The sequence below is a fragment of the Geminisphaera colitermitum TAV2 genome, from assembly GCF_000171235.2.
GTDB lineage: Bacteria > Verrucomicrobiota > Verrucomicrobiia > Opitutales > Opitutaceae > Geminisphaera > Geminisphaera colitermitum.
Map to the genome: position 1 here is coordinate 40,726 of NZ_ABEA03000060.1, position 13,771 is coordinate 54,496.

Consider the following 13,771-nt stretch of genomic DNA (forward strand, 5'->3'; position numbering starts at 1 on the left):
TAGGTCAGGAGACCCGCCCTCCTTGTTTTATTCGACGAGTTCGCCGACCAGGAAGACCGCGCCGGCATACCAGTTGGAACCGGCGTATTTTTCGGGTGTGCTGTCGAAGTCGGCGCGGTTGCGTTCAAAGAGCACGTTTTTCTTGTCCACGCGGTCAGCGAGGACGCGCACGGTGACTTCATGCACGCGGCCGGGGTCGGCGGCACCGGCACCGGGATCGGCAACAAGATTGTCGCCGATGGAAAGCGTGGAGAGGCGGCGATAGGTGCAATAGCCATCGAAACGGCGGGCCTCGCGTTTGACTCCGTCGAGGATGATTTCAACGGCGTCGGAATCGGGGCCAACCAAATCGTAAACCGCCGCCTTGGTCCCGCGGAATTTGAAGCTGAGCGTGGCACCGGGTTCGAGTTTCCAGAGGTGGGGCAGACGATTGGCAAAGGAACGGGCCACGCCGTCAGTCTTGGCGTCGAGCGCGACAGCGGGACCGGCGGTGCGAAGGGCGGGCGTGCTGCCAAAGGGAATCATGCGGGCGGCCTCCCAGTTGTCGGCCACGAGCGGGGCGGGCAGTGTGCGCGGCGTAGTGGCGGCTCCATTACGAGCAACAGTGACATCACCCGCGGCGCGAATCGCGGGGACGGAGCGGATGATGGCCTGCGTGTAGAGCGCATGACCGGTGTCGAGATAGGGATGGACGCCGTCCTTGGAAAAAAGGATGCGACCTTGGGCGTCGGTCGGGAGGTCGGCGCTTTCATTGAGTTCGTCGCCAGACGGACGGGCCACGTAGGCGTCGGGCGACTTCATGACGAGTTTGCCGTCTTTTTCGAGTTGGGCGATTTCGACGCCAAAATGGATCGAGGGGATGCCGTAGTGGTCGGCGATTTCTTCCATGACGCTTTCGGAGCGTTTCATTTTGCCCGCCTTGGCTCCGCCGATGTCGCTGGCGGTAAGGGTGTAAACGAAGGCGATGTCGCAGTCGGGGAGGATGCGCCAGGTCTTGCGCACGATGCCTTCCATGGCCTTGCGGATGTCGGCGGGTTTGGCCCCGGCATCGTTGACAGCAAACTCCACGAAGAGGAGGTCGGGCTTTTGGTCGAGGACGTCAGCCTCGACGCGAAACACGCCAAGGTTGGAACCGGTGCCGCCGATGGCGGCGTTGATTTCGGAAAGCTTGGCGTTGGGGAATTGTTTTTGGAGCCAGGCGAGGCTCTGCACGCGCCAGCCTTTTTGCGCGGTGATGCTGCCGCCGAGGTAACCGATCTTGACGGGTTTGCCGGCATTGCCGCCGGCAAGTTTATTAAAGAAATGCGGGAGGCCGTCGCGCGGCGTGCACTCAACGAGTTCGCGAAGGACAAAGGCGTCGGTGGCCTTGGCGGACGCGGGCGCGGCGGTTTGCGCAGGGACGACTGCGGGCGTCGTGATGAGGAGCGCGGCGAGGAACGCGGCACGAAGGGCGATGAAACGTGACGAGGTTGTCATGGGAAATTAAATACGATTGAGGAAGGGGGGGGGGGAGGAGAGAGGAGAAATTAATAATTAAGGGAACTTCTGAAAATTCCCAAGAACCGGACAAGAGCATGATTTCCATCTTCCATCTGGAAAGAAGAGTTTCGCGCCACGGCGCGACGGACGCCACGCTGAGAGGCAAGAGCAGGCTGAGGGCGTGGCGTTCGTTGCGCCGTGGCGTGAAATCTTGATCCCGCTTGCGGCGCAGCCAATCTGTCCTCTGTGACAAAAATCAATTTTTAGAACCTCCCTTAATAATTAAGAATGGGCGGCTTCGCCGTCACTTCGGAGTGTGGAGGTTTTGAGGGGAGGCGTGTGCATGGGTTCGTTTTTCTAATTTCTAACGTCTAATTCCTAATTTCCCCGCGAAGCGGGGGGAAAGCTGCGCGTCTGCGCCACGTGGCGCATCCAGTGATCCACGAGCACGAGCGCCGTCATAGCCTCGACGATGACCACGGCGCGAGGCACCACGCAGGGGTCGTGACGGCCCTTGCCCATGAGGTCGGTGGGGTGACCGGCGAGATCGACCGTGGACTGTGATTGCAGGATCGTGGCGGTGGGTTTGAAGGCGACGCGGAAGACAAGGTCTTCGCCGTTGCTGATGCCGCCCTGCACCCCGCCGGAGTTGTTGGTGCGGGTGCGAATGCGTCCGCCGCGATTTTCGAAAAGATCATTGTGCTGCGACCCGCAAAGGGCGGCGCCGGCAAAACCGCTTCCGACTTCAAAACCCTTGGTGGCGGGCAGCGAGAGCATGGCCTTGGCCAGATCGGCTTCGAGACGGTCGAAGACGGGTTCGCCCAAGCCGACAGGCAGGCCGCGCACGCGGCATTCGATCACGCCGCCGACAGAGTCGCCTTGGTTGCGCACGGATTTAATGCGCTCAATCATGGCGGCGGCGGTGTCGGGGTGCGGACAGCGAACGGCGCTCGCCTCGACTTCGGCGAGCGTGGGAAGCGGAGCGTCGCCATCAGCGGGAAATGCGCCGGCTGGCATGACGATGTCGTGGATCTGGCGGACGAAGGCGCGAATCTCCACACCGCTTTGCGAAGCGGCGGGGGGGGGGGGGGGGGGGAGGAGGGAAGCAAGGAGTTTGCGGGCAATGGCTCCGGCGGCGACGCGGGCAATGGTTTCGCGGGCGGAGGAACGTCCGCCGCCGTTGGGGTCGCGGATGCCGTATTTGGTTTGGTAAGTGAAGTCGGCGTGCGAGGGCCGGAAAGCGGCCTTCATTTCGGAGTAGGCCGAGGAGCGCTGGTCGGTATTGCGCACGAGCATCGAAATGGGTGTGCCGGTGGTGCGGCCTTCGAAGACGCCGGAGAGGATTTCGACAGAGTCGGCTTCTTTGCGCGGGGTGGTGATGTCGCTCTGGCCGGGACGGCGGCGATCGAGTTCGGCCTGAATTTCGGCGGCGGTGATGGGGAGCAGGGGCGGGCAACCGTCGATGACGACACCGATGGCGGGTCCGTGGCTTTCGCCCCAGGTGGTGATGGAAAACAGGTTGCCGAAGGAGTTGGGCATGGAGGCGTCGGTTGAGTCGGAAAAAGTCAGGTGGTGGTGCCCCCGCCCGGACTTGAACCGGGATGCGCGGTTTAGGAAACCGCTGCTCTATCCAGTTGAGCTACGGGGACATTGAAAATCAAAGAGTTAAGGAATCAAGTGCGTCAAAATGACTCAAAATTCTACCTTACTGTTCTATGTTTGAGTAAGTTTCGGGGCCGACGCTCTGCAATCTCAAAGCTCAATCTTGGGTCATTCTTGGCCATGAATCCCCCGCCATCGACCGTCAGCCATGCTATCGCCAAACCGGAAAAAAGGACTCCCGGCATAAGGCTGCTCAACCGCCGTGGCCATCCCACCATCACCGAAGCCTTCAGTTGCCTTCTGGTCCACGCAAAGGCGATCCTTGAGGGGAATGGGCACGGACAGGGAAAATCTGGCTGCGCTGAAAAATAGCAGGACGGAATGACCAAAAGGAGGGGCTGAGTCCTCGGAGGCCAGACGTTCCTGCTGCGGATCAAAGTGAGAGCGCACAAAAAAGCCCTGACGGTATGCATCAGGGCTTCGTAACAGACAGGATGGATTCAGGTCAGGAAGCAACCGGCGCGGACTCTTCACCAGAGGGAGTTGAAACAGGAGTCGCCACGGCGCGGGCAGCTACCAGGCCGAACTCTTTTTTGATGTTCTGCACGCTGGGGACTGAAATGCCAAATTGTACGGCAATCGCAGAGCCGGTCTTGCCTTCGAGAACAGCGGCCTTCACCTGCTCCTTGAGTTCAGGCGTAATCTTGGCGCGGGCCTTCTTGCCTTCGGGCTTTGCTGCGGAAGCCTTGGTCGCTTTCTTGCCTCGTTTGCCCCTGACTCCGACAACTTTCTTCAAGACTTTGATGAAGTCATTGACATCGGAATAGCCATACTGGCTAGGAATGGCAGCAAGTTCGGCAGTGCGTTCCTGTTCGATATTGGCTGCAAGTTTGGCAATGCGAAGACGGAGTTCGGTGAGTTCTTGGATTTTTTGGACGAGCATAGAATTTGTGGAGTAAATGTAGAGTTACTGACAGTTGCAAGTAGGGAAGCTATTTTGTTTTCAGTAGAGAGGCGTGACAGCCATAGGTGTTGGCTCTAGCGACTGGTTAGGCTCTTTGATTTCACTGCTTATGGTTGGCTTCGACCACCGGACTGTCTATCTCAATCCGTTCTTTTAAAATCAATGCTTCCGGTGATTGTAACGCAATGATCTGGCCCGCTTTCAATCGGTCAAAATCTAATTGATAATTAAGTGCTTTTAACCTCTCTATGGGCATATTGCATTTAGCGGATACCACGTTTGCAGTATCATTAGTTTGCACCGTATAGAAAGTCACGAATTGAGTCATTCGCACTTTTTTCCCGTTTTTAAGGATTATCGTTGGTTGCTTCAGGATGTAGTGCTCGGGGGAATCGTCTTTTGTTCCCGTTTCATGTGCGCAACCAACACATAGCAATAGCAATATGGGGCCGAGGATTTTCATTTTTTGCCTAACGTCCACGGTGAGCCGTCCGGGTAGCTGGCTTACAGCCAAAATGGTTGGCTCTAGAACTTGATTAAACTCTTTTCGACTATTTTGGGATGATATCGCTTAGAGGTTTACCTTTGTGATTTACTGCATCGGGATAATTCTTCTGAATTTCCTCATACAGTGCCTTTGCCTCATTTGCCTTCCCCTGCTTTCTGTAGTAGTCTGCCAAATAGAGTCTGGCGTAGGCTCCAACCTGAACTCCGCTGCCATAATAGCAGTCACCAAAATCTTTAATAGCACGTTTGAGGTATTGCTCCTTCTCTTCTCCCGATGACATTTGGCCGAGATATTGAAGGGCGCAACCAGTGCGATTTGCTTTGGGATACTTCTCAATCAGTATCTTGAGACTCTCCTTCGCCTCTGGACTGTTCCATTGCTTGTTAGCTACTTGATAGAGCTTTTCAATGTCCCTCAACTCCTCGACGCTATAAATATTTCGGTCCTCTTCAAATCTTTTTCTGGCTCTTTCCTTCGGTGTAATCGCTTTCGTTTCAATCGCAGGTGTCTTCCTTTGTGGTTGTTGAGAATTATCCGCATAGACAATTCCGCTCTGAATCGCAAACGCGAGGATCAGACTTATTATGCTGACTTGTTTTTTCATGGTAGTGTTTTTTTATTTGTTTTGCCGAACGTCAAAAATGAGTCGCCCTTGGCTAGCTAGCGCCTAGTTAGACTCCTTTCTTTTCATTCTCACCACTTAAGGAGTCACGTTAAGTTAAAGTAGTCGGAATAATCAAATATATCATTGGAATCTGGCCAATAGTATGTGCAGCGATGCTTTTCTGCGAATACTCTGAGGCGTCCGTGGATCCACGCGATACCATTGATGAGTGCATCGAAGGATTCACTGCCCGCGAGTGGACCATCCGTCCGATCTAGATTCTCAAGCTCCGAGCGAATCCCAAAAACATTGTCTCGGATAAATGGCGCTCCAAGTCGGAGAACAACACGTCTGCGTTCTCCGTCAGGGAAAACGGCATCGATTTTTTGAGTTGCAATATCGACGCCTGAATCACCTTCGAACCTGTATTTGAATGGCGGTGGAATCATTTTTTGCTTAACGCCGGAACTCAGGCACTTACCGGAGCTTGCTGCATCGCCCTGTTAGGTTCCTTCTTGAATTCCTGTTCAACGACTTCAACTATCGAATCAACAAACCCCTCTCGTCTTCCTCTTTGCGATGGATGATATGCATCAATCAAAAGAGGTTTTCCGTAGTCGGAAACGTAGGTTACCCACGGCTCAAAAACTGGAGATGAACGAGTTGTGTCCCATTTAAAGACATCCACCATATATGGCGCGCAGCCAATTACGACATCTGGTTTATATTCATAAAATTGATTACGAATTACCGACTCTCCCTTTTTGAACCAATCATATATATCATCCAGATTTGATTGAGTCTCTCCTGTGCATTTCTTAACATTAACATATGCTACGCTTCTTAAGGATTCTGCTATGAAAGGATCATCTCGCAAATACGACATGTCATCCCATCGTGGGAATTCATTTAATATGGAATAGCTCACATAGGCCATTGGCTGTAAGGTAGGAGAGTTTCCGATTCGTGGATAGACACCTTTATCCTTAACTAATTTCCATGCTCCATCAAACCAGGGCTCCCGAAGTATCCACATGATGCGATAACGTGCTTTCGCATATAAATCGGCATTAACGATTCCATCAATTTCTACTGACTCTCCATAAATTTTTCGTATCTCTTGTTCGATATTCATAATTTTTTGCCTAACATCAAGATGAGACATGGAGGTAGATGGCGTGACATCTACCGGAGTTGGGCTGCATCGCTTTGTTAGGTGGTTTAGTCCTTTTTTCTTTGATAAAAGGACGCCACTTCCTTGGATGCCAAGAAAGGGCTATTCAAATCGAAGACGACCATGTAATTGATAGCCGTATCAGGTGATGGGAACTCCCACCAACAATACACCGGCGAACCTTCTTTGGATGGAGAATACTTAACCAAAACACTATTTCCTTCTGTCTTAAGAATACTGTAGGTGAAATCAGAGTTGGATGTTTGAGTGCCGAGGGAAAGGGTGTGCTCGCTAAAAACAAGCGTTCTGGCCCTGACTTCTTCGGGAGTAGGTTTGAAATCCATCCCGGCAGGAGGCTCCTTAAGATTTTTTCTACTCTCTTTTGTTTTTGCGACATCCAAGACCCAAATGCCGATAAGAGGATTGGCTAAAGAGGCCGTATCAGACTCGACAGCCAGGATGAGGGGGAGTATCCCAATAAGAAGTGCTAGGATCGGTTTCATGTGTTCTACCTAACGTCCAAGATGAGCAGCTACTTTGGATGGCGCGCATTGTGCTTACGCGCGATGCCAGACAACCAAAGGGGTTGGCTCTGGCACCTTGTTAGGCTCATTGTGGATAAATACGTTTCAGATTCGGGCTACGTGTCAGAGCTACAGGCGTGATCATTTCTCTATCCAATGGAAGGTCTCCGTTTTCCATATCTCGGATGAACTTCTCATAAGGCTTCCAATTAAGATCTCCTAGTTTTTCCCATATGCCAACATTAATCCCCGACTCCCGCTCAAACACCTTATATACTAATTCTGAGCAATAAATCTCGGAATCATCCGGTGCATAACGAAAATCATATGGTCGCCCAACTAACTTATCGACACCAAGCATGATTTCCTCATGGGTCGGACGCCTTTCTCCTGTGATCCGATATGCTTCCACTCTCGACCTACGACCTCTAACAATCCATAAATACAATGGAGTGTATCGGACCTCGCCGATAGCTTCTGCAACGAACCAGTGCTTATCACGTTTGACAAGGATTCCACAGTGTGACCATTCCGATTTGGTAACTCCTTCGATAGCGTCAACAAGGTCGCCATGTGGTAAAGACTGAAAAAGAACATCACCTTCCTCTTTTGCAGAACAATAATATAAAGCTACTTTATCTAGCCGAAAAAACAGGCAAATACCTAGCAGGACCAATATGATCACCGAAAGCCGTATTTTCGCGCCTCGGCTCTTAGGAAACAGTTCGAATTTCATGATTTCTGCCTAACGTCCAAGATGAGTCGCCCTTGGCCGGCTAGCGACTGATTAGGCGGTTTGGTTTTCTATTTAAATTCTTGTGGGACATGCATGATACTCACAACTACGGTATGGGAAAAATCATCTTTTTCAATTCTTTTGACATAAAGAACTGTAACACTTTGGAAATCATATTTCTTGTTTTTGAATCGAAAGAATGAAATCACATTAAGCCCCCGTGATTTCAGTCCTTCCTCTATAGTCTTTACCTCCTCATCGTCCTCTATTTTCTCCCATCCCTCGCCAAGTTTTTTCTTTATAGCTGATTCAAATAATGAGGATGATTGGGACGTCCTGTATACGAGTGACGTTAGATTATGTGGAGATTCATGCTTGTGCATCAATTTTGTTTCGGGGAGAAGTGAGCTAGCTGATCTAATGAGATCCTGTTCGCTCGCAAAAACCAATGTAATAGAAGCTGATATTATCGCCAAATAGCCGAATATGTTTTTCATAATTTTGCCTAACGCCAAAGATGAGCCATGCGAGATGGAGAGTAACGAAAACCAAGGATGCTTTGCGACTACCTGCGTAGCAACAATCGCATTGGCTCCAGCGCTTGGCTAGGCGTCTCCATTTATTTTTTCAATGTGTCTTTTAATGAAGCTGATGTCGCTGTATAACTTCGCAAACATACCCAATAATATTGTAAGGATCGGGCAGGCTGCGATAAGAACGATAAAGACCGCTGGACTGCCTGATTCGTGATCCCAATAAAATAGACCTGCGTATAAAACTACGGCTGAAAGGTATAGTCCAAAGGCCACTCGATTCTCGATTCGCTTGCATCCCTGTTCTCGTCGTGCAGCCATTCGCTGCAATTCAAGTTCTGCCAAGATGCGCTTCTCTTCGATTTCGGTGAGACTACTGGGCTGGCTGCTCATGGTTTTGATTTGCCTAACGTCGAAGATCAGACATGCCGAGCCAGAGATTCTCGATAAAACAAAAAGGGAATCGCCGAGGCATTGTCTGTAGCGACTGGTTTGGCTTTTATTTCTTTCTGGTTATTTTCGTAATGAGTAAAATCAATATGGCTTGGGCGATGGTGATTAGTAGTCCTGCCCAGAAAAAGAATTCGCTAACGGTAAAGTAGATATCATCTACCTTGTGAGAAACGGTGTGCAATCGAATGGAATAGTAACCTCCGCTGCACAAAAGGAGCAGACCGAGAAATAGCGTGAAAAAAGCAAAGGCTTTGAGGGCTTTTATTGCCGCGATATTATCTTCTGGGATTAATTTCATTTTTGCCGAACGTTGTTTAGCTGGAAAAAGTTGGTGTTTGTCGGCCTTAACCCGGCAAATCCGGGAAAATGAATTTTCCACATTCAAACACCATGCGAAGGGAAATTTCGGGTTTACCTCACTGTTTGCTGCAAAAAGAGAAGCTGACCGAGCTTCGCCCCGTCACATCCCCGAAGAATGGAGAGATAACAATTGGGAGGGATTTAGTTGCAGGTAAAAAGAAGGCCATGGGGCGAAAGTCGGCAGGAAGCTGGCTACCGGGAACCCAGAGCTGATCCGGCCTGCAAGTTGACGGATTCATGGAGAGAAGGCAATCCTTTGCTGCATCAAAAGCTCTGAACGTAAAGGAATTGCAAGTGCAGGGCTGGATGGCACGGTGACGCCCTTTTGACCTGAATTTCAGAATAGAAAGGAGAATAGATGAAGGGATGATGGTGGAAGGTTTCGGCCTTTTCAGTGTCACGGTGTCATCATCTGTTCTCCTTTTTTTCCAAGTCTCCCCTCTGAGCTAAAAAAAGGCACCTCAAGATGAAGCGGGTATGTTTCCGGGCAATCTTCACTTCGCAGTGAAACGCGAGGTTGTCATAGATGAAGACTTGGGAACCGGTGCCAAGACCGGCAGGGGAACCGTTTGTTGTGCGAATTTCTCAATCCCAAGACCCAGGCGTAGTCGGAATGCTGCGAGCCGTTTTGAACCTGAATGAGGCCGAAATAACGGTCGCGGCCGTGTGACAGGGGCATGGGCTTGGTTGATGATGGAGAGACGGGCGGAAACCAGCGCACGTTCCACCTGTTCAACGAGCCGCAAATGCGGGATCGGAGTCCAGGTGGGCGGCAAGTCCGAGTTCGGCCACTCATGAAGAACCATTGGTCTCGCCCTTCCCCCCCCCCCCCCCAGGCATCGGGTCAGCCCGGCGGTGTCCCCGCTGTTGCCGTTGCTCCTTCAGTGAACGCCCAGCAGCGCCAGCAGGATGCCTCCTGAAATCGCGGTGCCAAACACACCCGCAAGATTGGGGCCCATCGCATGATAGATCAGGTAATTGCGAGGATTGGCCTGAATGCCGACCTGATGGGAAACGCGCGCGGCAATCGGCACCGAGGCAATGCCAGCCGAGCCGATCAGCGGATTGATCTTCTGCTTGAGGAAAAGGTTCATGATCTTGGCCGTTAGCACGCCGGAACCCGTGCCGAAGACAAACGCGATCAGGCCAAGGGTGATGATTTGCAGCGTCTTGGCGGTCAGAAAACTGTCGGCCGTCATGGTGGAGCCGATGGCGGCGGTCAGGACGAGCGTGATCACGTTGAGCAGCGTGCCTCCGGCCGTCTCGGCCAGGCGGCCAACGAGGAGGGATTCACGCAGCAGGTTGCCGAGCATGAGCATCGTCACCAAGGGGGCGACCGGCGGAAAACACAGGTTGACGATCACCGCGATCACGATGGGAAAAAGAATCTTTTCCAGACGGCTGACGGGGCGCATTTGCTTCATGCTGATTTCCCGTTCCGCCTTGGTGGTCAGCAGGCGCATGACCGGCGGCTGAATCAATGGCATCAGCGCCATGTACGAATAGGCGGCCACGGATACCTGCGGCAACAGGTGCGGGGCGAGTTTCATCGTGACGAAAATCGCCATCGGTCCATCCGCTCCGCCGATGATGCCGATCGCCCCCGCCTCCGCCAGCGAGAAGCCGATCGTCTTGGCGAGGATCAACGCAACGAAGATGCCCAAGTGCGCGCCCGCTCCCAAAATCACCAGTTTGGGGTTGGCGATCATTGGTCCGAAATCGGTGATCGCCCCGACGCCGAGGAAAATCAGCGGGGGCACAATCAACAGGCTCACGCCCTGATACGCGTAGTGGAACAATCCGCCGGGCAGGACCAGGTCGGAGCCCGGAACGTTGACCACAATGCAGGCGAATCCGATGCCGAGCAGCAGGAACGGCTCGTATTTTTTGACGATGGCCAGAAACACCATCGTGGCGCCGATGGCGATCATGACCAGGTTCCCCCACCAGAAATGTGCGATGCCCGTTTGGGACATGAGGGACTCCAGCAAGGATGTAAGTTGTGCGAACATGGTTTGAGTGTGCTTGAAAGTTCGTCCGGTGCGCTCAGTGGCCGGCGCGCAGCTTCGCCTCGTCGATCTTCCAATACCGGTTCACCAGCGGAAGCAGGCGCAGCACCACCCCGATGAAGGTGATGATGACGAAACTGAGAAAAAAATCGATGATGCTGATAATAACAGCACCATAAACAGTATCCGGAATGGTAATCATATCATGAGTCGTCCGCCAATCAATGAAAGGCGATCAACAAGGATAGCAGAACCAAACTTCCGTCACTGCGCAGATTTTGCCGTTTATTTTTCGTTTATGTTTTAATAACAAAACGAGGCAAACAAAGAGGAAGGCGCGCCTACGCCGGGTCGCTCACGAGGCGATAGCCGATGCTCGACTCCGTCTGGAGGTGCCGGGGGGAGTCGGGTTCGTCCTCGATCTTGCGGCGTAGTCGCATCATGAATACACGAAGATAGTGGGTCTGCCCCTCCGCCTCCGGACCCCATATTTCGGAGAGAATCTGCCGGTGGGTGAGCACCTTGTCCCGATGCGTCACCAGGAGCCGCAGGAGCGCATATTCCTTGGCGCTGAGCTTCACGGTTTCCCCGTCCTTGGTCACGCGGCGGTCGGTCAGGTCCACTTCGACCGTGCCGAAGCGGATGATCGAGGGCGCCTCGTTGGGCTTGGTTCGCCGCAGCAGGGCACGGAGGCGCGCAAGGAGTTCCCCGCCTCCAAAGGGTTTGATGAGATAATCGTCGGCCCCGGCGTCGAGCGCCTCGATCTTGCGGTTTTCCTCTCCGAACACCGAGAGCACCAGCACGGGCGTCTGGCTCCATTCGCGCAGGCGCTTGAGCACGTCGATGCCCGGCATGTCGGGCAATCCCAAGTCGAGCACGATCACGTCGGGCGGATGGTGGGCCGCTTCCACGAGTCCCGGCCTGCCGGCCTCGACTTCGCGGACGGAGTAGCCCGCGTCTTCGAGTGTGAAGCGAAGCAGGCGACGGATTTGGTTTTCGTCATCAATGACCAAAACGGAGGGTTTTGAGGGTTGTTCATTCATTCGTGAGGAACCGATTCGTGAACCTTGTGGGGGAGATAGATCGTGAAGCGGGCGCCTCCGCCCGGGTGGTCATCAGCCACGACGTCGCCGCCTTGGGCGAGCATAAAACCGCGCACGATCGATAATCCGAGTCCGAGGCCGCCCGCCCGCGCGTGGTCGGCCCGCTCGAATTTTTGGAATAATTTTTCCCGCGCTTCAGGCGCAATGCCCGGCCCGCGATCGGCCACCGTGATGAAGACGCGCGCGCCATCGTCGTTGTCGTTTTGTTTTTCCACCCCGGCGTACATCGTGATGGCGGTGCCGGGCGGGGTGTGGTGCACGGCGTTGAGCAGGAGATTGGACAGCACGTGCTCCATCAGGACGGCGTCGGCCATGAAGAGCGGCATGTCGGGAGGCACGTTGATCGTAAACGGCCGGCTGGCCAGACCTTCGCCGACGGCACGCCGGGCGGCGCCGATCAGGTCGTAAACATCGCACCAGTCGAGCCGCAGGTTGATGCGTCCGGCATCGAGACGGGTCTGGTCGAGCAGGTTGGCGACCAGATGATCGAGCCGGCGGGCGGCGGTGCGAATCTCCTGCGCCAGTATCTCGCGTCGCGCGCCCTTTTCGCGGGCCAGACCCTCGGCAGCGGAACGCAGCACGGCGACCGGGGTTTTTAACTCGTGAGAAACGCTGTCGAGCAGGGTGCGGTGCATGCGCTCGGATTCGGCGAGCAGCTTCTCGCGTTCGCCGGCGGCGCGAAATTGTTCGCGTTCCACGAGCAGGCCAATCTGCCCGGCAAAGGCCTCCATCAATTTTCGGTAACGCAACGGCACGCCAGATTCGCCGCGGACCCACTGGACGGAAAACACGCCAAGCACCGTCTGGCCCCGCCTGACCGGCAGGTGCAGGCAGCCGCCGCCCTGCCGCGAGGCACGCGACAACTCGCGTCGAACGTCCTCCCCGGCTCCATCGTCGCCCGCCTCGCGGCAGGCGGATTGAGCGAGCGCGATTTCCCGATCATCGAGGCGAAGCGAACTGGCCGGATGCAGTGCGAGGCGGTTGTCGCCCCCCAGCAGTGACAACGCCGTGGGCGCGCCAAACAATGCGTCGGCCTGACGCAACGCCACCTCGACCGCCTCGTCGAGCGTGCGCGCGCTGCTCAAGGCGCGGGTCAGGTGAAACATCGCGGTGGCATGTTGCTCGCGCTGCCGTTCCTGTTGTTCCTTCGCTCGAAACCGGGAGGTGAGCTGGCCCGCCACCAGCGCCACGACAAAATAGGTGCCGAGAAACATGCCGTCTTGCAGGCTGAGGCTCGAAAACGCCATGCGCGGAGCCACGATGAAAAAGTTCCAGGCCAGCACACTCACGACGCTGGCGAAGAGAATCGGCCACCGGCTCACGCGCAGGCACAGCACGATCACGGCCAGCAGGTAAAGATCGCCAAAGACGCGATAATCCACCGGCACGAACCATGCGACCGCAGTCACCGCCGCGATCACGAGCAACACTTCCATGTATTCGCGCGGCAGGGTGGAGCGCGGAGTTTCCCAGCGAATCACGCCACCGGGCCCCGTGCTGCCGGCACCGCCGGACGGGGGGGGGGGGGGGGAGGGAGGAGGCGTGTGCTCACGAGGACTGTCCATGTCTTGATGTCCCAAGGGAGGTTCTACGGATTCAGTTCTTAACCGCGAATGAACGCGAATAGACGCGAATAAAAAAGCCAGAACTCATTGGTTTTATTCGTGTCCATTCGCGTCCATTCGCGGTTGGCTGGTTGGATTGGGGCAAAGATTTTTTGTA

16 protein-coding genes and 1 tRNA gene are annotated in these 13,771 nt (G+C 54.3%); 1 reads left to right on the plus strand and 16 read right to left on the minus strand.

What is annotated here, in order from left to right; all coding sequences use genetic code 11:
• Positions 1 to 27: 27 nt before the first annotated feature.
• The 12 genes from OBACDRAFT_RS06705 to OBACDRAFT_RS06745 all read right to left on the minus strand — a co-directional run bounded on the left by OBACDRAFT_RS06705 (position 28) and on the right by OBACDRAFT_RS06745 (position 8,517).
• Positions 28 to 1,476: an SGNH/GDSL hydrolase family protein gene (locus tag OBACDRAFT_RS06705; RefSeq protein ID WP_043583987.1), complete on the minus strand. Its 1,449-nt coding sequence runs from the start codon at positions 1,474 to 1,476 to the stop codon at positions 28 to 30.
• 381 nt (positions 1,477 to 1,857) lie between these two features.
• Positions 1,858 to 3,018: a chorismate synthase gene (aroC, locus tag OBACDRAFT_RS06710; protein ID WP_043584099.1), complete on the minus strand. Its 1,161-nt coding sequence runs from the start codon at positions 3,016 to 3,018 to the stop codon at positions 1,858 to 1,860.
• Between the two features lie 34 nt (positions 3,019 to 3,052).
• A tRNA-Arg gene (locus tag OBACDRAFT_RS06715) sits at positions 3,053 to 3,128 on the minus strand.
• Between the two features lie 458 nt (positions 3,129 to 3,586).
• A complete protein-coding gene (locus OBACDRAFT_RS06725; RefSeq protein ID WP_043583991.1) occupies positions 3,587 to 4,024 on the minus strand; it encodes a hypothetical protein in 438 nt (145 codons plus the stop codon).
• A 121-nt stretch (positions 4,025 to 4,145) separates the two neighbouring features.
• Positions 4,146 to 4,508: a LysM peptidoglycan-binding domain-containing protein gene (locus tag OBACDRAFT_RS06730; protein ID WP_157836938.1), complete on the minus strand. Its 363-nt coding sequence runs from the start codon at positions 4,506 to 4,508 to the stop codon at positions 4,146 to 4,148.
• A gap of 88 nt (positions 4,509 to 4,596) precedes the next feature.
• Positions 4,597 to 5,157, minus strand: coding sequence for a tetratricopeptide repeat protein (locus OBACDRAFT_RS06735; protein WP_043583995.1), 561 nt, complete (start codon positions 5,155 to 5,157; stop codon positions 4,597 to 4,599).
• Positions 5,158 to 5,261: 104 nt separating this feature from the next.
• Entirely contained in the window at positions 5,262 to 5,606 is a 345-nt protein-coding gene (locus OBACDRAFT_RS27960) for a hypothetical protein (RefSeq protein ID WP_157836939.1), read from the minus strand.
• A 20-nt stretch (positions 5,607 to 5,626) separates the two neighbouring features.
• The gene (locus OBACDRAFT_RS27965) at positions 5,627 to 6,322 is read right to left on the minus strand and encodes a hypothetical protein (protein WP_157836940.1); all 696 of its coding nucleotides are present in this window, start codon (positions 6,320 to 6,322) and stop codon (positions 5,627 to 5,629) included.
• A gap of 56 nt (positions 6,323 to 6,378) precedes the next feature.
• Positions 6,379 to 6,834, minus strand: coding sequence for a hypothetical protein (locus tag OBACDRAFT_RS06740; RefSeq protein ID WP_043583996.1), 456 nt, complete (start codon positions 6,832 to 6,834; stop codon positions 6,379 to 6,381).
• A 106-nt stretch (positions 6,835 to 6,940) separates the two neighbouring features.
• Entirely contained in the window at positions 6,941 to 7,591 is a 651-nt protein-coding gene (locus tag OBACDRAFT_RS26310) for a YiiX/YebB-like N1pC/P60 family cysteine hydrolase (RefSeq protein ID WP_081721859.1), read from the minus strand.
• Between the two features lie 68 nt (positions 7,592 to 7,659).
• Positions 7,660 to 8,088, minus strand: coding sequence for a hypothetical protein (locus OBACDRAFT_RS27970; RefSeq protein ID WP_157836941.1), 429 nt, complete (start codon positions 8,086 to 8,088; stop codon positions 7,660 to 7,662).
• A 108-nt stretch (positions 8,089 to 8,196) separates the two neighbouring features.
• Positions 8,197 to 8,517 (minus strand): hypothetical protein, encoded by a 321-nt coding sequence (locus OBACDRAFT_RS06745; RefSeq protein ID WP_043583998.1) that lies wholly within the window; start codon positions 8,515 to 8,517, stop codon positions 8,197 to 8,199.
• A gap of 293 nt (positions 8,518 to 8,810) precedes the next feature.
• Here OBACDRAFT_RS06745 and OBACDRAFT_RS27975 point away from each other — a divergent pair, with 293 nt between their 5' ends.
• Positions 8,811 to 9,092 carry a hypothetical protein gene (locus tag OBACDRAFT_RS27975; protein WP_157836942.1) on the plus strand — a complete coding sequence of 94 codons (282 nt, stop codon included), beginning with the start codon at positions 8,811 to 8,813 and terminating at the stop codon, positions 9,090 to 9,092.
• Positions 9,093 to 9,818: 726 nt separating this feature from the next.
• Here OBACDRAFT_RS27975 and OBACDRAFT_RS06755 read toward each other — a convergent pair.
• The 4 genes from OBACDRAFT_RS06755 to OBACDRAFT_RS06765 all read right to left on the minus strand — a co-directional run bounded on the left by OBACDRAFT_RS06755 (position 9,819) and on the right by OBACDRAFT_RS06765 (position 13,614).
• Positions 9,819 to 10,949: a sodium ion-translocating decarboxylase subunit beta gene (locus OBACDRAFT_RS06755; protein WP_043584002.1), complete on the minus strand. Its 1,131-nt coding sequence runs from the start codon at positions 10,947 to 10,949 to the stop codon at positions 9,819 to 9,821.
• 34 nt (positions 10,950 to 10,983) lie between these two features.
• The gene (locus tag OBACDRAFT_RS28855; RefSeq protein ID WP_088179285.1) at positions 10,984 to 11,148 is read right to left on the minus strand and encodes a hypothetical protein; all 165 of its coding nucleotides are present in this window, start codon (positions 11,146 to 11,148) and stop codon (positions 10,984 to 10,986) included.
• Positions 11,149 to 11,287: 139 nt separating this feature from the next.
• Positions 11,288 to 11,989, minus strand: coding sequence for a response regulator (locus tag OBACDRAFT_RS06760; protein WP_043584004.1), 702 nt, complete (start codon positions 11,987 to 11,989; stop codon positions 11,288 to 11,290).
• Positions 11,986 to 13,614: an ATP-binding protein gene (locus OBACDRAFT_RS06765; RefSeq protein WP_081721860.1), complete on the minus strand. Its 1,629-nt coding sequence runs from the start codon at positions 13,612 to 13,614 to the stop codon at positions 11,986 to 11,988. The genes OBACDRAFT_RS06760 and OBACDRAFT_RS06765 overlap by 4 nt, the downstream gene beginning before the upstream one ends.
• Between the last annotated feature and the right edge of the window lie 157 nt (positions 13,615 to 13,771).